The organism is Actinacidiphila oryziradicis (assembly GCF_005047355.1).
Classification (GTDB): Bacteria; Actinomycetota; Actinomycetes; order Streptomycetales; family Streptomycetaceae; genus Actinacidiphila; species Actinacidiphila oryziradicis.
Genome location: NZ_SUMC01000035.1, coordinates 62,310 through 83,777 on the forward strand (window position 1 = coordinate 62,310; position 21,468 = coordinate 83,777).

Below are 21,468 nucleotides of genomic sequence, written 5' to 3' on the forward strand. Positions count from 1 at the left end.
ATGGGGTTTACCCTGCGCTACCAGCAAGTAACGTTAAAAAGTATGTTTTATCGCCATCCAGATGTCGGATGCTCGGGTGAGCCGCAGGAGGCTGTCCGTGGGCCGACCGGGACGCTGCGGACGGTTTCAGGTGGTGTCGCGGGGTAGCCGCAGGCCATACAGAAACCACTTCACCGAGAGGGGAGCGCGTCCATGACCAGCCAGTACTCTCTGCGGAACGTTCCGCAGCACGACCGGCGGCGTGATCCGTCACTCGCTGCGCCGATCGCGGACCAGGCGGGCTGGACGCCGCTGGATGCTCGCGCCGTCGACACGGCCCGTCTGCTCGCGGCCGACGCCGTGCAGCGCACCGGCAATGGCCACCCCGGCACCGCCATGAGCCTCGCGCCGCTCGCGCACCTGCTGTTCCAGCAGGTCCTGCGGCACGATCCGGACGACGACCAGTGGCTGGGAAGGGACCGTTTCGTACTCTCCTGCGGGCACTCCTCGCTGACCCAGTACATCCAGCTGTACCTGACCGGTTACGGTCTGGAGCTGTCCGACCTCGAGGCGCTGCGCACCTGGGGCTCGGCCACGCCGGGGCACCCCGAGTACCGCCATACGAGGGGGATCGAAATCACCACGGGGCCGCTGGGCCAGGGCCTGGCGAGCGCCGTCGGCATGGCCATGGCCGCCCGCCGGGAACGCGGCCTGCTCGACCCCGACGCGGCGCCCGGTCGCAGCCCCTTCGACCACCGCGTCTATGTCCTCGCCTCCGACGGGGACATGATGGAGGGCGTCAGCTCGGAGGCGAGTTCCCTGGCGGGGCACCAGCGCCTGGGCGACCTGATCGTCTTCTACGACCAGAACCACATCTCCATCGAGGACGACACCGACATCGCTTTCAGCGAGGACGTCGGGGCCCGCTACCGCGCCTACGGCTGGCACGTCGAGGAGGTCGACTGGACCCGCACGGGGAAGTATGTCGAGGACCTCGACGCGGTTCTCGCCGCCGTCCGCGCCGCCGAGGCCGAGACCTCGCGTCCGTCGATGATCGTCCTCCGTACGATCATCGGCTGGCCGGCACCGACCAAGCAGAACACCGGCAAGGCCCACGGCGCTGCCCTCGGCGAGGAAGAGGTCGCCGCCACCAAGGAGCTGCTCGGCTTCGACCCCGGCCAGGACTTCGCCGTCGGCGAGGACGTGCTCGCGCACACCCGCGGGGCGGCACGGGAGCGCGGGCGCCGCCTGCACCAACTCTGGGAGCGCGAATACCAGCAGTGGCGCAAGAACAACCCCGAACGTGCCGCCTTGCTGGACCGGCTGAGGGCCGCGGAACTGCCCGACGGCTGGGCCGACGCCATCCCCTTCTTCTCCCCGGACCCGAAGGGCATGGCGACCAGGAAAGCCTCCGGTGAGGTCCTCACCGCGCTGGCCCCCGTCCTGCCGGAGCTGTGGGGCGGCTCCGCCGACCTCGCCGGGAGCAACAACACCACGATGGAGGGCGAGCCGTCCTTCATACCGTCCGACCGGCAGACCAAGGAGTGGAAGGGCGGCCCGTACGGGCGCACCCTTCACTTCGGCGTGCGTGAGCATGCCATGGGCGCGATCCTCAACGGCATCGCCCTGCAGAGCCTCACCCGCGCCTACGGCGGAACGTTCCTGACGTTCAGCGACTACATGCGCCCCGCCGTGCGGCTGGGGGCGCTCATGAAACTGCCCGCCATCTACGTGTGGACGCACGACTCCATCGGCCTGGGCGAGGACGGCCCCACCCACCAGCCCGTGGAGCATCTGGCGGCGCTCCGGGCCATTCCCGGACTGGATGTCGTCCGGCCCGGCGACGCGAACGAGACGGCCGTGTGCTGGCGGACCGTGATCGAACACCGGGACCGGCCCACGGGCATGGTTCTGACCAGGCAGAACCTGCCCGTCCTGGCGCGAGGCGAGGGCGGCTGTGCCCCGGCGGAAGGCGCCGCGCGCGGCGGTTACGTCCTCTCCGACGCGGGGACGGCCGACAGGCCCGATGTGCTGCTGATCGGGACCGGCTCGGAGGTCCAGATCGCTCTCGACGCCGCGGCCCTGCTCGGCGGGGAGGGCATCGCGGCCCGGGTCGTGTCGATGCCCTGCCAGGAGTGGTTCGCCGCCCAGCCCGAGGCTTACCGGGACGACGTCCTGCCTCCGGCCGTACGGGCCCGGGTCAGCGTCGAGGCGGCCGTGGGTCAGGGATGGCGGGACATAGTGGGCGATGCCGGGCGTATCGTCAGCCTGGAGCACTTCGGTGCCTCTGCCGACTACAAGACGCTCTACCGCGAGTTCGGCATCACCCCCGAAGCCGTGGCCCAGGCCGCCCGCGACAGCCTCGCTGCTGCCCGCAGTCGTTGACAGCCGGCAGCGCGGACAGTGACCCACCTGTCACGCGAGGGAGGTGTTCGCCGGTGGCCGATGGGCAGACGACCGGCAGGGCCACCTTTTCAGCCAGCATCCAGCGTATGAAACTATCCGTGGCGGTGAACCAGATGAGCAGCAGGAGTCCGCATGCCGAATACGGCGCCCTGCCTCGGCCTGGGCTACCGGCCGCGGGCCAGCGCCGCCGGTTGCCCCTGTCCGGCGCCCGCGGCCCGGTTACCGCCGGCCGCCTCTTCACCAGGGAGGCGTTGCTGGACTGGCGCTGGATGACCGCAGAGGCCCCGCGTCCGCAGACGTTCGCCGATGACGTCCTTCTGCTCGTCTCGGAACTGCTGGCCAACGCGTGCCTGCACGCGGGCGGCCCGCAGGAACTCGTACTGGACGCCACGGCCGATGTGCTGCGGATCGAAGTGGCCGACGGAAACCCCAACCCCCCCAGACCACGCCCGGCCAGGTCGCCCGGACTCCCCGGCGGACTCGGCCTTCGCATCGTCCGGCTTCTGGCCGACCGCTGGGGGGCAGCTACCCGTGAACACGGAAAAACAGTATGGCTAGAGGTCAACACACCCCGGGCGGCCGGGGACCTGCCACGTCCGGTGCCCGGCCCAGGCGCGCACAGGCGATAATTTCCTCCATAGCGCGCATGGGAGGAGCGACAGAGGTGAACGACAGCGACATTCGTCCCGGACAGGCCGCTGCGCCCTTCGTTCACCCAGCGTTGTTCTACGGAAGCCGGGACGAGTACGTGGACGGGGTCGGCGGCTTCGTCCGCGCGGCCCTGCGGATGTCGGCCCCGACCCTGGTCGCAGTGCCGGGCGACCGCCTGGAGGATCTGCGACGCGGCGTCGGTGAGGCGTTTGGTTCCGTCGTGTCCGCGGACATGACCGAACTCGGCCGCAATCCCGGCCGGATCCTCTCCCGGCTGCGCGAATTCGCCGCTCAGCACCCGGGACGCCACGTTCAGATCGTCGTGGAACCGATCTGGGCCGGCCGTTCACCCGCGGAGATCACCGAGGCCACCCGCCATGAGGCACTCATCAACCTCGCTTTCCAGGGCAAGGCGGCGACGATCCTGTGCCCCTACGACCTCGCGGGCCTTCCGAAGGAAGTCGTGGAGGACGCGCGGCGGACCCACCCGGCCCTTACCGAGAACGGCACGACGACCGCGAGTGATTGCTACACCGACCCTGCCGAGATGTCAGCGCGATGCGACCTTCCGCTGGCCGACGCGGTCCCGGTGCAGAGATTCGACTACGGCAGGGGGCAGCTGGGTGAGGTCCGTGACCTGGTCCAGGCCTGGGCCGCCACGACAGGCCTGGACTCCGTCCGTATCTCCGACTTCGTACTGGCCACCGGCGAAGCCGCCGCCAATTCCATCCTCCACGGCGGTGGCTGCGGCACGCTTCGCCTATGGAGCGAGAACGGGGCCGCGATTGCCGAGATCCAGGACAGCGGCCGGCTGTCCGATCCGCTGGCCGGTCGCGCCCGGCCGGGTCCGGCATCAGCGAATGGCGGCCGAGGGCTGTGGCTCATCCACCAGCTCTGTGACCTCGTCGAGACCCGCGCCACCGCTACCGGACTCACCCTGCGGCTGCACATGACGGTGCCGCCGCACCACGGGTGACCCCGGCCGGACAGGGCGAGGGCCTAGTCCTGGGCCAACGCCTCGTCGAGGCTCTCGTACGTCCGGAAGACCTCGTCCGCACCGGCGATCTGGAACATCCGGGCCACAACCGGCTGCAAGGCGGCGAGCTCCAGCCTGGCGCCGGTGCCCTCGGCGGCCAGCCGGGCCTGTAGCAGCGCGTTCAGGCCGGTGGAGTCACAGAACGACAGACCGGTGCAGTCCGCCAGCACCCGTCTCGCGCCGCTGCTCACTGCCTCTTCCAACGCATCGCGCAACGGGGCGGCGGTGTCATGGTCCAGCTCGCCACTCAGCGCCACAACCACGGTCTCCACGCCAGGGCGGACCGAGACGGAGAAGCGCTGCCCGTCGGCGTCCCCGTTCCCGTAGCCCGAAGCTCCCTGAATCACCATGCAAACCGCTCCTCGTGCTCGTCCGGACTCCGGTGCTCCGCCGCCGCCCATCATTCCCTGTTCCGCACTGCCTCGGTTCCGGCACAGAACTATCTGCCTCGTGGAGAAGACATACGGAAGCGGGACGCGGTGGATGGCGGGAGCACGGAGCCGGTACCTGGTGACATCTCCGAAGTGGCGGGAGCCTGCGCATGAGAGGGGACCCCGGCGGGGGGATGCCGGGGTCCCTCTCTTACGGCCGCCGGGCGGGGGGGAGTACCCGAGCGGCCTCGCTTCACGTCTGCCCCGTTCAGCGCCGTCAAACCTGGCGCCGGGATCCGGGGGTCTACGACGGTGCGAGCATCTGTCGCCGCAGCCGAGCGAGGGTGCGGTTGAGGAGACGGGAGACGTGCATTTGGGAGATGCCCAGCTCGGCGCCGATCTGGGACTGGGTCATTTCGGCACCGAAGCGCATCTGGAGGATCTGGCGGTCGCGTTCGGGCAGTTCGGCCAGGAGCGGCTTGAGGGTCTGGAGGTTCTCGACGTGCTCGATGCCGGGGTCGTCGTCGCCGAGACGCTCGACGAAGGTGGCGCTGCCGGCGCTGTCGTTGTCGCTGTCGGTGGGCAGGTCCAGTGATCCCGCGGTGTAGCCGTTGCCGGCCACGATGCCCTCGGTGACCTCTTCGGGACTCAGACCCATGTGCTCGGCGAGTTCCGCGGTGGTGGGTGCCCGGTCCAGGGTCTGGGACAGTGCGTCCAGGGCCTTGGCCAGCTCGATACGCCGCTCCTGCAGACTGCGCGGCACGTGCACCGCCCAGCTGGTGTCGCGGAAGAACCGCTTGATCTCCCCGACGATGTAGGGGACGGCGAAGGTGGTGAACTCCACCTCACGGGAGAGGTCGAACCGGTCGATGGCCTTGATCAGGCCGATCGTGCCGACCTGGACGATGTCCTCCATCTGCTCCGCGCGATTGCGGTACCGCCCTGCGGCGAACCGGACCAGGGAGATGTTCAGCTCGATGAGGGTGTTGCGCGCGTACTGGTGCTCCCGCGTGCCTTCCTCAAGGACCTGCAGCCGGTCGAAGAACAACTTCGACAACGCCCGCGCATCCTTCGGCGCGACCTTGTCCGCCTCCTCGATCCACGGCAGCTCCTCCACCGCACCGGCACGCTCAAGATCGCGTTCGTCGGCCGGCAGAGCCACCACCGGAGCCATACCGCCCCGACCTGCGGATGCTGACATCTCCATTTGCCCTCCCAGGAACGACAGTACGAGTCCGTTGGGCCCCGCCTACCCAGTCGCTCAGACCCCACACCGAAATTCTTTACGGGACGTGTTCAACCGGGACTGCGGACGTAGGTCCTGGCCTACGCCCACAGACCGTTACGCCCGCCGGTCCGCCCAACTAGCGTCCTGCACATGGCCAATACCGGTGCACTCGACGAAGCCCTGGAAAGACTGCACGCCTCCGGTCCCGAGCGGCTGGGGCGGCTGAGCAACCACGCCCCGATGGCGGTGGAGGCGCTCACCACCCGTGGGCACGACCACGCGGTCCACCGCTGGCTGGATCTCTACGAGAGCAAGCTGGAAAGCTTCCCCGCCCGCCGGGAACCGGTCACGGAAGCGGGCTGGCGTGCGGCTCTCGGCGACCCCGGCCGGGCCGCCGACTGGATCGACCACTTCACCCGCGAGACGGCCGAACACCCCTGGCGGGAGCTCCTCGCGCGGTGGTGGCCCCGGCTGCTGCCCGGCATCTACGGTGGCTCCACCCATCCCCTGATCCGGGTCGGCCACGCCGTGCGCACCCTGAACGAGCAGGGCGAAACTGCCCCGCGCCTGGCCGAGCTTGCCCACGGCCTGGGTTACTGGGCCGCCCGCCACCGTCCCGTCACCGGGCTGGTCCCCGTGCCCGGCGCCGTCGACGCTGCCGGCGCGCTGGACGCCGTGCCGCCCGTCGCCGATCCCAGCGGAGGGTTTCCGGCCCGGCTGGCACAGGTGGCGCGGATACCGGGGTGGGCGGCGGACACCACCGACCCCGACCAGGCCCTGGCCCGCCTGGCAGAGCTGGTCCGGGCCGCCACCCACCGCTACGCCACCCACGGCCACGGCAACGCGACCATGCTGGTCCACGCCGCCACCGCCCCCAACGCCATCCTGCGCGCCCTGCCCGCCCTCCCCCGTTCCCTGTGGGTGCCGAGCCTGCACGCGGCTTGGACCGCGTCCGCCGCGGTCACCGCGATGTACGCGCCCGACGACCCCATGTCCTACCGGGCACCCGGCCGGATCACGGCCGAGGAAGTCTTCGACCGCGCCCACGCCCATGGGGACGAACACGTCATCAAGTTCGCCGACACCGCACTCGACGTCGGCAGCGAACAAGCCCTCGCCGCCGCCCTGCGGGCGATCGAACTCAGCGAACCAATGACATAACGGGAAGTCCCCCGCAGCCGCTCCGGCCGGTCGGGGCCCAAGAGGCCGTGCTGGTGGTGCGGCCAGTTTCATGGACTACAAGGTGCCCACCGCCCACGAGATCCCGGACATCGCCATCCGCCACCTGGAGACGCCGTGCGCCTTCACCGAGACCGGCGCCAAGGGCGCGGGCGAGGGCGGCACCATCGGCGCCCCCGCCACGGTGCTCAACGCGGTCAATGACGCCCTGCTCCCGGCCGGAGTGGAGCTCGACAGCACCCCCATCACACCGGAGACGGCAGGTGCGCCCCTTGTCGCGGTGCGGGACGAGACGCCGCCGTCAGGGACGGGTGAGCCGGGCGCCTCCGCGGGATTGGAGCCTGCTGTATGTGGAACTGCCGTGCCTGCTGGTCGGGGTTCCGGCGATCACGTCGGCAGCCTGGGCGCTGACGCGCGTCGCGCTGCGTGGTCGGACGGGGCGCGGCACGCAAGGCGTGGTGCTGGGCACGGTGGTTGCGGTGGTGCTGGCGGGTCTGGCTTGGCTGTGCCTTACGTGGCTGGCCGCTCGGGTTGACTGGGTCTCGCCGCAGTAATGACCAGGCCTGCGGCTGGCCGACACCCGGTCGGTGGGAAATAGGCGCTGTTGATACGGTCCTGACGGCCGGGAGTCGGCAATCAGTGCGGCTGGAGGGCGAACGGTGGCAGTGGGGGGCGTTCCGGACGGGTTTCTTGACGGCTATCCGGCGATTCTCGATGAGGTCTCGGCCACTGGGCGGCGGCTGCGGCGGGCCGAGTTGGACGCGCTGCGGGAGGTCGGTGAGCATGCCGCCGAGATGGGGCAGGGCCTGCGGGAAATTGTCGGGCTCTATCTCGGCGCCACCCACCGGGTTTGGGGCACCTTGTCGGGTGTGGCGCAGGCGGGCAGCGCGGCGGAGGTGCGGCGGGCTGGCGATGCGGTGCTGGCGGCGACGGAGGCGGCGGTGGCCGCTGTGGGCGAGGGGCACGGGCGGGCGCAGCGGTTGCTGGTGCGCAAGGAGGAGGCGGCCCGGCGGGAGTTCATCGACGACCTGCTCTACGGCCGCAGCGATCTGGGCCGGCTGGCGGAGCGGGCCGAGCGGTTCGGGCTGCGGCTGGGGCTCGGGTACGCGGTGGCGGTGGCCCGGGGCAAGGAGGCGTACGACGATGTGCACCCGGTGGTGCGCCGGATCGAACGCGGGCTGACCGGTCGGTTCGGCGAGCGTGATGTGCTGCTGGCCACCAAGGACGGGCGGCTGGTGTGCATCGCACCGGGCAGTGAGCGGGCGGTGTTCGACGCCTTCGCGGAGCTCGCTCTGCGGCCGGGGCCGGGGTATCAGATGGCCCGGCGGGTGGCGGTGGGGCGGCGGCACTCCGGCACGAGCGGGGTGGTGCGGTCGTACGAGGAGGCGCTGAGCGCGCTGGACCTCGCCGACCGGCTGGAGCTGGCGGCGCCCGTGCTGCGCGCCGCCGAGCTGCTGGTCTTCCCGGTCCTGATGCGGGACCGGGCGGCGATGGCCGACCTGGTGCGCACCGTCCTGGGCCCGTTGAACAACGCGCGGGGCGGCGCCGGCCCGTTGCTGGAGACCATAGCCGTCCACGCCGATGCCGGTTACGTCAACGCCGAGGCCGCCCGGCGGCTCGGTCTGGGCGTACGCACCCTCACGTACCGCCTGGAGCGGATCAAGATGCTGACCGGCTACGACCCGGCGGACGCGCTGCACCGCTACACCCTGGAGACCGCCGCGATGGGCGCCCGGCTGCTGGGCTGGCCCGCGCAGCCGCTGTAGCGACCGTCGCCCGACCGTCGCCCGCCTATCGCCTGCCCGTCGCTCGCGCCCTGGCGACCGCCCCGGCGACCGCCTCACCTCGCAAAAGTTGCACCGTTAGCAGGCTGTCAAGAACGCAGCAAGATTGCCGGGATCTGGCAATGTGCGCAGACACCCCGCACTGCCACCATCGCTGTGGCGCCGATATCGGCGCCACAGCGCGAGGGGGGATGGGCAGTGCGATGCGCGATTTCATCGACGCGGCGCTGGGTTACCCGGCGGCTCTGTTCAGCTTCGCGCTCCTGGTGGTCATCGGGTACTGGGGGCTCGTACTACTCGGTGGCATGCACGTCGGCGCCCTCCACGGGGGGCACGGGGGGCACGGGGGAGAGAGCGCCGACGTCGGCACCAGCGCCGGTCACGGGGGGTTCACCGGGTTCTTGGCGGGGCTCGGGCTGGACGGCGTCCCGGTCATCGTCACGGTGTCGCTGCTGACCTCGATCGCCTGGTTCGTCAGCCTGGTCGGCACCGTACTGACCGACGGCCCGTTGCTGGGCACAGTGGTGCTGGCGGCCGCGCTGGTGTGCGGCTGGGCCGGCACCCGGCTTCTGCTGCTGCCGTTGCGCCGCCTGATGCCGCAGGGACAGCCGCCCTCACGCCGGGACTTCGTCGGCCGGGTGTGCGTGGTGCGCACCGGCCGGGTGGGGCCGGACTTCGGCCAGGCCGAAGTCACCGCCGACGACGGCTCGTCCGCCGTCGTACAGGTCCGGACCGGGCCCGCCGACGAGGGGCTGACCGCGGGCAGCACCGCTCTGATCTTCGACTACGACGCCGACGGCGAGTTCTTCCGGGTCGCGCCCTATGACAGTGCGCTCGACCCGCACCGCCCGGCCGTGTAAATCAATGTGACTCAATGTGACTCAACGCCTTTTCAGGGCCGTTCGGGGCCCGTTCACCCACCTCAAGGACTGCTGATGGATGCCATCACTATCGGGGCCGGCGTGCTCGTCGGCGTCGTACTGCTAGTGCTCCTGGGTTCGCTGCTTCTCGTCGGCCGTATGTTCCGCAAGGTGGAGCAGGGCAAGGCGCTGATCATCTCCAAGACGAAGAGGGTGGATGTCACCTTCACCGGGGCCGTCGTCCTGCCGGTGGTGCACAAGGCCGAGTTCATGGACATCTCGGTGAAGACCGTCGAGATCCGCCGCACCGGCCGCGAGGGCCTGATCTGCCGGGACAACATCCGCGCCGACATCCACATCAACTTCTTCGTGCGGGTCAACAAGACCGTCGAGGACGTCGTCAAGGTCGCCCAGTCCATCGGCACCGAACGGGCCAGCAGCCAGCTGGAGATCCAGGCCTTCTTCGCCGCCAAGTTCTCCGAGGCGCTCAAGACCGTCGGCAAGCAGCTGGACTTCATCGACCTCTACACCAAGCGCGAGGAGTTCCGGGACCGGATCATCGCCGTCATCGGCACCGACCTCAACGGCTACCACCTCGACGACGCCGCGATCGACTTCCTTGAGCAGACCCCGATGACCCAGCTCGACTCGGCCAACATCCTGGACGCGCAGGGCATCCGGAAGATCACCGAGCTGACCGCGATCGAGCACGTACGGACCAACGAGTACCAGCGCACCGAGCAGAAGGAGATCACCCGCCAGAACGTCGACGCCCGCGAGACGATCCTGGAACTGGAGCGGCGGCAGGCCGAGGCCGAGATCCGGCAGCGCCGCGAGGTGGAGACGCTCCGGGCCAAGGAGGAATCGGCCACCGCCCGGGTGCAGGAGGAAGAACGGCTGGGAGCGCAGTCCGCGTTCCTCCGTACCGAGGAGCATCTCGGCGTCCAGCGCGAGAACCAGGCCCGCGAGGTCGCTGTCGCGCAGAAGAACCGCGAGCGGGTCATCGCCGTCGAGTCCGAGCGGATAGAGAAGGACCGTCTGCTGGAGGTCATCGCCCGTGAGCGGGCGACCGAGTTGTCCCGGATCTCCAAGGACAAGGAGGTCGAGGCGGAGCGCCGTGAGGTCGCCGATGTGGTCCGCGAGCGGATCGCGGTGGACCGTACGGTCGCCGAGCAGGAGGAGAGCATCAAGAAGCTGCGGGTGGTGGAGGAGGCCGAGCGCAATCGGCAGTCGGTCGTCATCCACGCCGAGGCGGAGGCGCAGGAGAAGCTGGTCAAGGACATCAAGGCGGCGGAGGCGGCGGAGGCCGCCGCCCACCACCGCGCCCGCGAGTCCATGACCATGGCCCAGGCCCGTAACCAGGCCTCCGAGCTGGACGCCCAGGCCAAGATCCGGCTCGCCGAGGGCATCCGGGCGGAGGCCGCTGCCGCAGGCCTGGCGGAGGTCGAGGTACGGGAGCGCAGTGCCGAGGCGATCGAGAAGGTCGGTCTCGCCGAGGCCGCCGTACAGCGCGAGAAGGCGCTGGTCGCCGCGCTGTCCGTCGGCGAGAAGCTGAAGGCGGAGGCCGCCGGTCTGACGGAGAAGGCGGCAGCGATGGCGGCCCTGGACGATGCCTCGCGCGGACATGAGGAGTACCGGCTGCGGCTGGAGGCCGAGAAGGAGATCCGGCTGGCCGGCCTGGATGTGCAGCGCCAGGTCGCCGAGGCACAGGCCACGGTGCTGGCCACCGGTCTGGAGAACGCGGACATCAACATCGTCGGCGGCGAGAGCATGTTCCTCGACCGTCTCGTCGGGGCCATCTCGCTTGGCAAGAGCGTTGACGGATTCGTCGAGCACTCCGACACAGCCAAGGCCCTCGCCGGGCCGTGGCTGAGCGGCGAGGCGAGCTTCACGGACGACCTGACGCGGGTCCTGGGCCCGGTGAGCAACGCCGATGTGCGGAATATGACGGTGTCCGCGCTGCTGATGAAGTTCATCAAGGCGGGCGGTGCCCAGGCGGTCCAGTTTCAGCAACTGCTGGACGCCGCCCAGAACCTCGGCCTCGCCGAAGCGCCGATCGCCGCGCTGAACGGCGCGCGGCGCGCCTGATGAGTGATGCCACCGGGCTGGAAGCCGGTACGTACGAGGTGCTGCGCACCCGCCTGGTCGCGGCGGCCGGCGAACTGGCCGAGCGGGCCCAGGCCCTGAACACCCGGCGGCTGGAGGCGTTCGGCGGTGCCGAGCTGAAGCTAGCCGGCACCAGCCGGATCCGTACCGGCGAGAGCAGCGTGCCGCGTGACATCGTCGCCGTCGGCGGCAGCCTGCTGTTCGGCGCGAACGGTTCCGGTGCCGCGAAGGGTGTCCTCTCCCTGTACGGCCTCGAACACGGCGACGGCGACGGCGACGGCGAAAGCAACGCCGACGCGCCCCGCCTCCGCCTGGAAGCCCTCGGCGCCGACGCCGTCCCCGGGCTGCTGGACGAGCCGCGCTTCCGGCACGACCTCGACGAGCTGTACCGCTACTACCGTGACGCCCGGCTGCTGAGACTGCGCCGGCTGGACGCCACATTGCTGGCGGTCTTCCAGACCGGTCCGGCGCCGGCCGATATCCGGGTCCTGCGCTGGCGGATCGCCTCCGACGGCACGGTCTCGTACCTCGACGCGCACGGCGAGCGTGAGCATGTCCTCCCGCCCGCGCACGACATCGCCTGGACGGACACCACTCGCGAGGACCATGTCCCGGGCCGTCACCCGCACATCGCCATCGGCGGTGAGTCAGGCAAGCCGGGCGAGGCGTTCGTCGCCACGACCGGCGGCACCCTCACCGTCAAGGCCGAGAACGACACCGGGACGGCCTCGGGCATCTACTCCGAGCCGGTCGACGATCCCCTGCAGTCCCTGGCCGACGCCGACATCGCGCACGCCCGCGCCGGGGCGCTGATCCTGCTGCGGATCCGCCCGTACAACGAGAGGGACTGGCGGCACCTGGTCGTCAACACCCGCACCCGCGAGGTCGTACGCCTCGACGGCATCGGACAGGCCTGTCTGCGCCTGCCCGACGACCAGGGAGTCATCTTTCCCGGCGGCTACTACCTGGCCACCGGAGCAGTGAAGATCTTCGACGCCGACACCGCCGGCCTGGAATTCGAGCGCGTCATCCGCTCACCGAACGGCGAGGACGTGCTCTACGCCTTCCACGCCCGCGCCGAGGGCCGCACCCTGCTCCTGCCGTACAACCTCATCCGCGAGGAGGTCGCCAACCCGCTTACCTGCCACGGCTACGCGCTCTTCGACGACGGCACCCTGGTGCTGCTCCGCGCCCCGGCCGACGAGCCGGCCCGCGTCCACCCGGCGCAGATCTGGCACACCCCGTACGTCACGGACACCTACGCCGCCGATAGAGCCGCCGCGCGGTCGGCCGGCACCGGACCGCTGGCCCGCGTCGGCAACGCCGACCTCGTCCGTGCCGTCGCCGACTGCCTGTCGGCCGCCCGCATGGTGGACGAGATGATTCCGGCGGCCCCGGTGTACGAGGCAGTCGCCGCCGCCTGCGACCGGATCACCGGCCTCCACCACTGGCTCGCCGACCCCGGATGCGGCGCCCTGCACGAGCCGCTGGCCGAGGTCCGTACCACCGTCGGGCAGATGCTGGCGGAGTTCGAGGCGGTCGCCGCGCTCACCGCCGGTGCCACCGAGGCCCTCGACGAGGCCGCCGTACGCATCACCTCCCTGCTGCGCCGCGTCCGGGGCGAGGCGCAGGCGACCGCCGACGCCTGGGTGCAACAGCTCACCGGACTCCGCCGGGCCCAGGGCCGCCTGGAATCACTGCGGGAGCTGCGCTACGCCGACGCCGGGCGGATCGACCGGCTCGCCGCCGAGCTGGAGGACGGTCTGGCCGACGCGGCCCGGCGGGCAGTGGAGTTCCTGGCCCGCGACGACGCGTTCACCGGCTACCAGCAGGAGGCCGAGCGGCTGGCCGCCGAGGCCGGGGCCATTGGTACCACCGCCGAGGCCGCCCCCGTCGCGGACCGGCTGGCGGAACAGGCCGAGGGTCTGCGGGTCGTCACCGAGGTCGCGACCGGCCTGGATCTCGGCCTTGAGCTCGCCGACGCGACCGTCCGCACCGCGATCCTGGAGCGCATCGGCACCGTGCTCGCCGGCGTCAACCGGGCCCGCGCCACCCTCGCCGTCCGCCGCGCGGAACTGCTCGGCCAGGAGGGGAGGGCCGCGTTCGCCGCCGAATCGGCCCTGCTGGGCCAGGCCGTCACCGCCGCACTCGCCGCCGCCGACACCCCGGAGGCGTGTGAGGACCAGCTGGCCCTCCTCCTGGCCCGGACCGAGGACCTGGAAGCCCGTTTTGGGGAGTTCGACGACTTCACGGCCGAACTGGCCGCCAGGCGTACCGAGGTCCACGACGCGTTCGCCGCCCGCAAGCAGTCCCTGCTCGACGAGCGGGCCCGCCGTGCAGACCGCCTCGCCGACTCCGCCACCCGCGTCCTGGACAGCGTCCGCCGCCGCCTCGCCACGCTGAACACCCTGGACGAGGTCAACACCTACTTCGCCACCGACCCCATGGTCATCAAGATCCGCCGGTCCGCCGACGAACTTCGCGGCCTCGGTGACCCGGTGCGGGCGGAGGAGCTGACCGGCCGGGTCCGGGCCGCCCGCCAGGAAGCCGCCCGCACACTGCGCGACCGCCTCGACCTCTACGCGGACGACGGCGGCACCATCCGGCTCGGCCGCCACCGCTTCGCCGTCACCACGCAGCGGGCCGAGCTTGTCCTCACACCCCACCAGCGCCGGATGGCCTTCGCCCTCACCGGCACCGACTACCGCTCACCGGTCCGCGACCCGCGGTTCGAGGCCACCCGCCCGTACTGGGACCAGCACCTCCCCTCCGAGACTCCCGAGGTCTGCCGGGCCGAGTACCTCGCCGCTTCCCTGCTAACCGAGGCCGAGCAGGCCGGATCCCTGGAGGCCCTGTACGAGGCGGCCGCCGAGGACCGGCTGCTCGGCCTGGTCCGGCACGCCGCCGAGGCCCGCCACGACGAGGGCTACGAGCGCGGCGTCCACGACCATGACGCCACCGCCGTCCTCGGCGCCCTGCTCCGTCTGCGCGCCGACGCCGGGCTGCTGCGCTACCCGGCTGCCGCCCGCGCCGCCGCCCAGCTGTTCTGGGCGTACGGAGCCGACGAGGCATCCCGTACCGCCTGGTCTTCCCGCGCCGCCTCGCTGGCCCAGGCCCGCGCCGCTTTCGGCCCGGCACCGGCCATTGACGCGCTGGGCAGTGAGATCAGCCGGTGCGTCACGGCGTTCCTGGACACCACCGGCCTCGCCGCCGAGGGGACCGCTCAGGCGGGGGAGTACCTCTTCGAGGAGCTCGCCGCGACGCCGTACGCCTTCGTCACCAGCGCGACCGCCCGCACGCTGACCGAGAAGTTCCGGTCCGCCACCGGCGGGCAGGGCCTGGACACCGCCCTGCACGCCCTCCCCGACGACATCGCGTCCCTGACAGCACGTCACCAACTCGCCGAAGCCTGGCTCGGTTCCTTCCTCAACGCCTCGGGCGAGCAGGCCGCCACTGACGACCTCGCCGAAGCGGTGGCCCTCTCGCTGTGCGACGGACTGCCCCGCCGGCACTGCGCCGCCGGCCTCACCACCACGGTCCACGGTCTGCTCGGCGAGCACCCCCGGGTCCGGGGCGGCGCTCTCCGCGTCCGGCTGGACGAGTTCCTCGCCCGCACCGCCGCCTTCCGCGCCGACCGGGTCCCCGCCTTCCGCGCCTACCAGCGCCTGCGCGCCGACCTGACAGCGCGCGAGCGCGCCCGCCTGCGCCTGGACGACTACCGGCCCGCCCCCATGAGCACCTTCGTACGCAACCGGCTGTCGGACGAGGTCTACCTCCCCCTCATCGGCGACAGCCTGGCCCGCCAGATAGGCGCCGCCGGGGATGCCAAGCGCACCGACAACTCCGGGCTCCTGCTGCTGATCTCCCCGCCGGGCTACGGCAAGACCACCCTCGTGGAATACGTCGCCGACCGCCTCGGCCTGCTCCTGGTCACGGTCAACGGCCCGGCGCTGGGCCGGGCCGTCACGTCCCTCGACCCCGCCGAGGCGCCGAACGTCACCGCCCGCCAGGAGATCGAGAAGATCAATTTCGCCCTGGCGGCGGGCAACAACGTCCTGCTCCACCTGGACGACATCCAGCACGCCTCCCCCGAGTTGCTGCAGCGGTTCATCCCGCTCTGCGACGCCCAGCGCCGCATCCAGGCCGTCCAGGACGGCGAGCCGTGCACCCGCGACCTGCGGGGCAAGCGCTTCGCCGTCGTCATGTCCGGCAACCCTTACACCGAGTCCGGGCAGCGCTTCCGGATCCCCGACATGCTCGCCAACCGCGCCGACGTCTGGAATCTCGGCGACGTCCTGACCGGCCGCGACGAGGTCTTCGCCCTCAGCTTCATCGAGAACGCCCTCACCTCCAACCCCGTCCTCGCCCCGCTCGCCGCCCGCGACCGCAGCGACCTCGAACTCCTCATCCGGCGCGCCGGCGGCGACGACTCCGTCCGCGCCGACCGGCTCGCTCACCCCTACCCGCCTGCCGAGCTCGACCGGATCCTCGCGGTCCTCGGCAAGCTGCTGCACGCCCGGCGGACGGTGCTGGCCGTCAACCGCGCCTACATCGCCTCCGCCGCCCGGTCCGACGCCTCCCGCACCGAACCGCCCTTCCAGCTCCAGGGCTCCTACCGCAACCTGAACAAGCTCGCCGAGCGCATCGTCCCCGTCATGAACGACGCCGAACTCCAGGCCCTCGTCGACGACCACTACCGCGCCGAGGCACAGACCCTCGCCTCCGGAGCCGAGGCCAATCTCCTCGCACTCGCCGCCCTCCGTGGCACCCTCACCCCCGTCCAGGCCACCCGCTGGGAAGAGGTCAAGGCCGCGTACATACGAACCGTGCGCCATGACCGGGGTACCGATTCCGCCCGAAATCTTACGGACCGCCGACGGTCCGGCGCGGATCCGGCCCGGGGGCCCGCGTCGGCCGAATGAGCCGGCGCGGTGCCGTCCGCGCGTCAGGGGGCGCGACAGCGCCGCGGCCGGCAGGCCACCATCCGCAGTCACCGGCCGCAAATGAAACGCCGTCAGCTGGGCAGGCGTCCGTCGTACCGTCCAACGCTGAAGGAGTCTCACATGCCTCTGGGCTTCCATAAATCCTTCCGGATCCTCCCGGGAGTACGCCTGAACATCAACAAGCGCTCGATGTCCATCACCAGTGGTGGAAAGCACGGGCATTACACCGTCAACACGCGCGGGGAGCGGACCGAGTCGGTCAACCTGCCCGGTCCGTTTTCCTGGCGACGTCGTTCCCGCCGGGAGGACTGACGGTCCTTGCGCTTGGCGTTCGAAATGTCCCCGGATCTCGATCACAGCTCGTATTTCCTGCGGATAGTGCGAGGTCGGCGAACGGCTGAACTGCCGGTTCCAGGACTACCGAGGGGCATCTGTGGCGGATCGCAACAAACCCGAAGAAGAGGAAAGAGAGCCGAAGCGGAAGGTACTCGACCTCAGCGCCGTGCAGGTGGTCGCGAGCTCGCTAGCGACTGTGGTGGGCGCGGTGCTGGCGTCCCTGCTGGGAGTGAACGGGACGATCATCGGCGCCGCCGTGGTCAGTGCGAGTGCGACCACCGGCGCGGCGGTCTTCCAGCACGCTTTCCGACGGACGGGCGAGGGAATCCGTAGCCGGGTGCCGGTGGCAATGGCGGTGGCGCCGAGAACGACGCGCGAGGAGCGGGCGAGACAGCGCGCGGACGCCCGGGCCGCGTTCGCTCTGCCGGCGGACGGTCCGGCTGGTGACGCGGCGGCGCACTTAGCGCCCGGCGGCCCGGACGATGAGCACGCCGGGACGGACGGGGAGTCGGTCGCCACGTCTCCGGGCCGCACCGCCCGGACACCCAAGGGCTGGAAGACGTACGCCCTGACGACGGGCCTGGTGTTCGCCCTGGCGATGGCCACGGTGACCGCGGTGGAGGTGATCGCCGGCAAGCCGGTAGCGGCCGTGGTCAAGAACGAGCCGGGCAAGGGAACCTCGCTGGGCGGTGGCTCGGCCGGCACCCCGGGCCCTTCCACCAGCCCGACACCCACCCCGGACGCGTCATCCAGCGATGCGACGCCGCAGACGGGAAGCTCTGCCGCACCGGACGTGAGCGGGGCGCCGGGCAGCAGTGTCAGTTCCACTCCCAGTTCCAAACCCACCCCCACTCCGACTACTCACGGTTCCAGCGCTCCGGTCTCGTCCGCGCCGTCCGTCGGCGGCGCCGTGGGCAGTGCAGGCGCCACCGCTCGCTGACGGCGGTCCCGGCTGCGGCCATGCGCCGACCATGGCGATCCTGTCGTTGTTGGTGTCGGGAGCGGGACGCATCGTTCACCCGGTATGACCAATGCCCTCAACCGGGTGACCGGCTGCCGTTACCTGGCGCCGACGACTTCGGAAGCCGCTACTCCTGGGACTCTTCCCTCACTCGGCGGCTCTCAGAAGGCGACCATGCGTGCAGCGGTTCGGTATGAAATTCGGGGCCTTGCCCCTGCGGCTGTCGTGGACGGGCTGATGCCTGCAGCCTCGGCGGAGGCCGCGGCCTCCGCCGGTGCCGCGGGCGCTGCCACGGCGCGGGCGGGCGAGCGGGTGTCGATGCCGCTGCGGCCGGGCCGCAAGCCCCGCCGTCACCACGGTCATCGCCCGGCCGCGCGATGACGGATCCGGTCACCTGGGCCGCGTGGGGCTGTGCGCTGTTGTCCGCGCACTCTGCGGTCAACGCCCGCTGGGGCCGCCGCACCCCGCGGATGTCCCCGCCGGACGTCGGTGAGGCGGTGGCCGTCCTGGTACCGGCCAGAAACGAGGCGGACCGGATCGGCCCTTTGCTGCGTTCGCTGCTGGCCCAGCGCGGTGTGCCCCGGATGGAGATCACCGTGCTCGACGACGGGTCGACGGACGGCACCGCCGAGGTGGTGCGAGACGTGGCCCGCGCAAACGGGGCAATCGTGGACGACTGCACGGCCCAAGCCCCCACACCGGCCGCGACCCCGGACCCGGCCGCGACCCCGGACCCGGACCCGGCCGCGACCCCGGACCCGGACCCGGACCTGGGCCACACTCCGGACCCGGTTCAGGGCCGGGCTCGCTACCGGGCCGACGCCACCGTCCGGATCCTGTCGGGCGCGCCACTGCCGCCGGGCTGGCTGGGGAAGCCGCACGCTTGCCAGCAGCTCGCGGACAGAGCCGACCCGGCGGCGCGCCTGCTGGTCTTCGTCGACGCCGACGTCGTACTGGCACCTCATGCACTCGCCTCGCTGGCCCATCTGGCTCGCGACAGCCATGCCGGGGTGCTCTCCACCCATCTCCGCATGCTGGCGGTGACACCCGCAGAGCGCTTGTGCCAGCCCCTGCTCGGATGGACATGGCTGACCCTGTTCCCGATGCGGGCCATGCAACGTCCCGGCTGGGGCGCAATGGCCAGCGCCGAGGGGCAATTGCTGGTGTTCGACCGCACGGCGTACGAGCACGGCGGGGGGCACGCGGGGGTACGGGACCAGGTGCTGGAGGACTGGGCCATCGCGCGTGCGGTCGGACGGGCCGGAGGCCGCCTGGTGTGCGTCGACGGGGCGAGACTGGCCGACTGCCGGATGTACACGGGGTGGAGGGAAATCGCCGAAGGCTATGCCAAGTCGATGTGTACGGCAGCCCCGCTGCCCGTGGGCCTCCTCGCCTTGATGGCCCTGCTGTTCTGCTACGTACTGCCGCCGGTGGCCGCCTGCTTCGGCTCGCTGACCGGACTGTGCGGATACCTGGCCGCAGTCGCCGGGCGCTGGATCACCGCACGGGCGTGCGGTGACCGCACGTGGCCGGACGCGCTCGCGCACCCGGTCTCCGTCGCACTGGCGGTAGGGCTGTTCTTCTACTCGCACTGGCTCGACCGGCGCGGTTTGCGCACCTGGAAGGGACGCGCCGTCCACAAGCCGGCTTGTGAACCTCGCGGCTGACCGTTGACCGCGACTGAGCCGAGCACCGGCGAAGGGGCCGCCGCTGCGCCGGACGGTGAACCAGCCCCCCTCACCTGGGGGCGAGGGCGACCCGGATGGCACGACCTAAAACGATGCCATCATGTGTGCGCATAGCGATATCGTTTCAGTGTCACACTTAGAGGGAGAGGTCATGTCTCGTACTGTTATCGATCTCGATGACGAGATCGTTGAGGAAGCCATGCGGCTGTACGGTGCCAAGACAAAAGCGGCAGCCGTACGTGCCGCCATGGAGGATGCCGTCAAACGGCGTTTGCGTCAGGAGTTCGCCGACGCTGTGAAGTCTGGGGAGCTCGACTTCAATGAGATCGTCGATAATACCGGCCCAGTCGGAACCCGTCCCCGGGACCGGGAGAGCGCTGCGTGAGTGTCTTTCTCGCGGACAAGTCAGCCCTTGCCCGCTGGGGACAGCCAGGGGCGGGGGAAGTGCTGGACGACCTGAACGACCGTGGTCTCCTGGTCACTTGCGCGGTCGTCGAGTACGGGATGGTCTACAGCGCGCGCACCAAGCAGGACGCGTCCCGTACCCGCCTCAGCCTCCGTGGCTTCGACTATGTCCCCTGTAACGATGAGGAACACGAACGGGCCCTGTGGCTCCAGCGTGAGGCGCTGCGCCGGGGCTTCCACCGGGCTCTCTCACTCTCCGACGTGCTGATCGCCGCTATCGCGGGGCGGCGAGGCTTGACGGTCCTGCACTACGACGGCGACTTCGACATGATCCGCGAGATCACGGGGCAGACCATGCGCTGGGTGGTCGAACCCGGCACCGCCGACCGGTAGTCGGCGGGCAAACCGCCGCGGGTGACCGTCAGTGCCGGGCGCCCGCAGCACCCGGTGAGGTCGCCGGTGCTCCGGTGCGCAGGCCGGTATGCCGGTGTACGCGTACGCGATGCCCACGGCCAACGTCAGCGACAACGTTGCGAACAGGAACAGCGAGAGCACCTGTCGCCACGAAGGCACGAACCGGCCCACGCCCATCCCATGGCTCAAGGAGAGGACCATCATGTCCGTCGTCGACAAGTCAGCCGTCGGTACGAGTGCCCGGCAGTACCACATCGGTGTGGCACCCGGGGAGGTCGGTGAGATCGCGCTGCTGCCGGGTGACCCTTTCCGGGTCGCCCTGATCGCCGAGTTCCTCGACGATGTCACGGAAGTGGCGCACCGCCGCGAACACCGCACCGTCACCGGCTATTACCAGGGGCTCCGGGTCAGTGCCACCTCCACGGGCATGGGGTGCCCCTCCACCGCCATCGCGGTGGAGGAGCTGGCCCGGTGCGGGGTCAACACGTTCATACGGGTGGGCAGCAGCGCGGCCCTGCAACCGCACATCGGCCCCGGGGACCTGCTGATCAGCCATGGCGCCCTGCGCAATGACGGGACCAGCGACGCCTATGTGCCCAGGGGCTACCCTGCCGTCCCCGATCTGCGGCTGACCATCGCGCTGGAGGACGTGGCCCGCGAGCTGGCGCCGGAGGCCGGATTCGCGGTGCACTCGGGGATCAACGCCACCGATGACGCCTTCTACGCCGAGACCCCGGCGTTCATCGATGAGCTGAGCCGCCTCGGCCTGACGAACGTCGAGATGGAGGCCTCCGCCTTGTATGTCGTCGCCCGGCAGCGCGGCCTGCGGGCCGCCATGATCTGTGCCTGCTCCTCCAACCTCGTAGCGGGGGCCAGCGTCTATGACGAGTCGAACGCCCGCCTGCACGACGGCTGGCGGCACAGCATCCGGGTGGCCCTTGACGCCGCTCTGCGGATCCACGCCTGACCTCAGCGCGCGGCGGTCTGCCTGTCACCGGCGGTCTGCTCCGCCCCCGACCGTCCGCTCGGTACGGCCGGTACGGGCAGCGGTGAGGACAGTGCGTGCTTTGCTGACTCAGTAGCGCGGGCAGCGCGACCTTGGCGCCCCTGAACGCCGCCGC

17 protein-coding genes are annotated in these 21,468 nt (G+C 70.8%); 15 read left to right on the forward strand and 2 right to left on the reverse strand.

The genetic code is table 11. The annotated features are described in order from the left end of the window. Positions 1-192 precede the first annotated feature (192 nt). From tkt to FCI23_RS30410, 3 genes are all read left to right on the forward strand, one after another. On the forward strand, positions 193-2,364 hold the full coding sequence (tkt, locus tag FCI23_RS30400) for a transketolase (RefSeq protein WP_136727154.1): 2,172 nt from the start codon (positions 193-195) through the stop codon (positions 2,362-2,364). A 107-nt stretch (positions 2,365-2,471) separates the two neighbouring features. Continuing rightward, positions 2,472-3,014: an ATP-binding protein gene (locus tag FCI23_RS30405; RefSeq protein ID WP_246144198.1), complete on the forward strand. Its 543-nt coding sequence runs from the start codon at positions 2,472-2,474 to the stop codon at positions 3,012-3,014. A 35-nt stretch (positions 3,015-3,049) separates the two neighbouring features. Then, on the forward strand, positions 3,050-4,012 hold the full coding sequence (locus tag FCI23_RS30410; protein ID WP_246144200.1) for a sensor histidine kinase: 963 nt from the start codon (positions 3,050-3,052) through the stop codon (positions 4,010-4,012). Between the two features lie 23 nt (positions 4,013-4,035). On the opposite strand, the gene FCI23_RS30415 is transcribed toward FCI23_RS30410, so the two are convergent. Both FCI23_RS30415 and FCI23_RS30420 read right to left on the reverse strand, forming a co-directional pair. Next, on the reverse strand, positions 4,036-4,422 hold the full coding sequence (locus FCI23_RS30415) for an STAS domain-containing protein (protein WP_136727156.1): 387 nt from the start codon (positions 4,420-4,422) through the stop codon (positions 4,036-4,038). Between the two features lie 325 nt (positions 4,423-4,747). After that, on the reverse strand, positions 4,748-5,617 hold the full coding sequence (locus FCI23_RS30420) for an RNA polymerase sigma factor SigF (RefSeq protein ID WP_246144210.1): 870 nt from the start codon (positions 5,615-5,617) through the stop codon (positions 4,748-4,750). A 204-nt stretch (positions 5,618-5,821) separates the two neighbouring features. Here FCI23_RS30420 and FCI23_RS30425 point away from each other — a divergent pair, with 204 nt between their 5' ends. The 12 genes from FCI23_RS30425 to FCI23_RS30480 all read left to right on the forward strand — a co-directional run bounded on the left by FCI23_RS30425 (position 5,822) and on the right by FCI23_RS30480 (position 21,314). Next, positions 5,822-6,832 (forward strand): questin oxidase family protein, encoded by a 1,011-nt coding sequence (locus tag FCI23_RS30425; RefSeq protein ID WP_136727157.1) that lies wholly within the window; start codon positions 5,822-5,824, stop codon positions 6,830-6,832. 70 nt (positions 6,833-6,902) lie between these two features. Continuing rightward, complete coding sequence (locus FCI23_RS64645; protein WP_246144202.1) at positions 6,903-7,385, forward strand: hypothetical protein; 483 nt, start codon at positions 6,903-6,905, stop codon at positions 7,383-7,385. Positions 7,386-7,515: 130 nt separating this feature from the next. Next, positions 7,516-8,616 (forward strand): PucR family transcriptional regulator, encoded by a 1,101-nt coding sequence (locus FCI23_RS30435; protein ID WP_407646047.1) that lies wholly within the window; start codon positions 7,516-7,518, stop codon positions 8,614-8,616. Between the two features lie 221 nt (positions 8,617-8,837). Continuing rightward, entirely contained in the window at positions 8,838-9,494 is a 657-nt protein-coding gene (locus tag FCI23_RS30440; RefSeq protein ID WP_136727159.1) for a hypothetical protein, read from the forward strand. 75 nt (positions 9,495-9,569) lie between these two features. Beyond that, positions 9,570-11,582: a flotillin family protein gene (locus tag FCI23_RS30445; protein ID WP_136727160.1), complete on the forward strand. Its 2,013-nt coding sequence runs from the start codon at positions 9,570-9,572 to the stop codon at positions 11,580-11,582. Beyond that, positions 11,582-16,522 (forward strand): DNA repair ATPase, encoded by a 4,941-nt coding sequence (locus FCI23_RS30450; protein WP_136727161.1) that lies wholly within the window; start codon positions 11,582-11,584, stop codon positions 16,520-16,522. The genes FCI23_RS30445 and FCI23_RS30450 overlap by 1 nt, the downstream gene beginning before the upstream one ends. 141 nt (positions 16,523-16,663) lie before the next feature. Then, the gene (locus FCI23_RS30455; RefSeq protein ID WP_136727162.1) at positions 16,664-16,855 is read left to right on the forward strand and encodes a DUF4236 domain-containing protein; all 192 of its coding nucleotides are present in this window, start codon (positions 16,664-16,666) and stop codon (positions 16,853-16,855) included. 121 nt (positions 16,856-16,976) lie between these two features. Further along, complete coding sequence (locus FCI23_RS30460) at positions 16,977-17,819, forward strand: hypothetical protein (RefSeq protein ID WP_136727163.1); 843 nt, start codon at positions 16,977-16,979, stop codon at positions 17,817-17,819. A 398-nt stretch (positions 17,820-18,217) separates the two neighbouring features. After that, positions 18,218-19,507, forward strand: a complete 1,290-nt coding sequence (locus FCI23_RS56805) for a glycosyltransferase (RefSeq protein ID WP_169317004.1) — start codon at positions 18,218-18,220, stop codon at positions 19,505-19,507. Positions 19,508-19,679: 172 nt separating this feature from the next. After that, on the forward strand, positions 19,680-19,913 hold the full coding sequence (locus FCI23_RS30470; RefSeq protein ID WP_136727164.1) for a type II toxin-antitoxin system VapB family antitoxin: 234 nt from the start codon (positions 19,680-19,682) through the stop codon (positions 19,911-19,913). Continuing rightward, the gene (locus tag FCI23_RS30475) at positions 19,910-20,326 is read left to right on the forward strand and encodes a PIN domain nuclease (protein WP_136727165.1); all 417 of its coding nucleotides are present in this window, start codon (positions 19,910-19,912) and stop codon (positions 20,324-20,326) included. Before FCI23_RS30470 ends, FCI23_RS30475 begins: the two co-directional genes overlap by 4 nt. A 223-nt stretch (positions 20,327-20,549) precedes the next feature. Beyond that, positions 20,550-21,314, forward strand: a complete 765-nt coding sequence (locus FCI23_RS30480; RefSeq protein ID WP_136727166.1) for a nucleoside phosphorylase — start codon at positions 20,550-20,552, stop codon at positions 21,312-21,314. The last annotated feature ends 154 nt before the right edge of the window (positions 21,315-21,468 follow it).

Excerpts from the sequence above, each read along its gene's own strand:
- tkt (WP_136727154.1), top strand. The coding sequence starts at position 193 with ATGACCAGCCAGTACTCTCTGCGGAACGTTCCGCAGCACGACCGGCGG.
- FCI23_RS30405 (WP_246144198.1), top strand. The coding sequence starts at position 2,472 with ATGAAACTATCCGTGGCGGTGAACCAGATGAGCAGCAGGAGTCCGCAT.
- FCI23_RS30415 (WP_136727156.1), bottom strand. The coding sequence starts at position 4,422 with ATGGTGATTCAGGGAGCTTCGGGCTACGGGAACGGGGACGCCGACGGG.
- FCI23_RS30420 (WP_246144210.1), bottom strand. The coding sequence starts at position 5,617 with ATGGCTCCGGTGGTGGCTCTGCCGGCCGACGAACGCGATCTTGAGCGT.
- FCI23_RS30425 (WP_136727157.1), top strand. The coding sequence starts at position 5,822 with ATGGCCAATACCGGTGCACTCGACGAAGCCCTGGAAAGACTGCACGCC.
- FCI23_RS64645 (WP_246144202.1), top strand. The coding sequence starts at position 6,903 with ATGGACTACAAGGTGCCCACCGCCCACGAGATCCCGGACATCGCCATC.
- FCI23_RS30440 (WP_136727159.1), top strand. The coding sequence starts at position 8,838 with ATGCGCGATTTCATCGACGCGGCGCTGGGTTACCCGGCGGCTCTGTTC.
- FCI23_RS30445 (WP_136727160.1), top strand. The coding sequence starts at position 9,570 with ATGGATGCCATCACTATCGGGGCCGGCGTGCTCGTCGGCGTCGTACTG.
- FCI23_RS30450 (WP_136727161.1), top strand. The coding sequence starts at position 11,582 with ATGAGTGATGCCACCGGGCTGGAAGCCGGTACGTACGAGGTGCTGCGC.
- FCI23_RS30455 (WP_136727162.1), top strand. The coding sequence starts at position 16,664 with ATGCCTCTGGGCTTCCATAAATCCTTCCGGATCCTCCCGGGAGTACGC.
- FCI23_RS56805 (WP_169317004.1), top strand. The coding sequence starts at position 18,218 with ATGACGGATCCGGTCACCTGGGCCGCGTGGGGCTGTGCGCTGTTGTCC.
- FCI23_RS30470 (WP_136727164.1), top strand. The coding sequence starts at position 19,680 with ATGTCTCGTACTGTTATCGATCTCGATGACGAGATCGTTGAGGAAGCC.
- FCI23_RS30480 (WP_136727166.1), top strand. The coding sequence starts at position 20,550 with ATGTCCGTCGTCGACAAGTCAGCCGTCGGTACGAGTGCCCGGCAGTAC.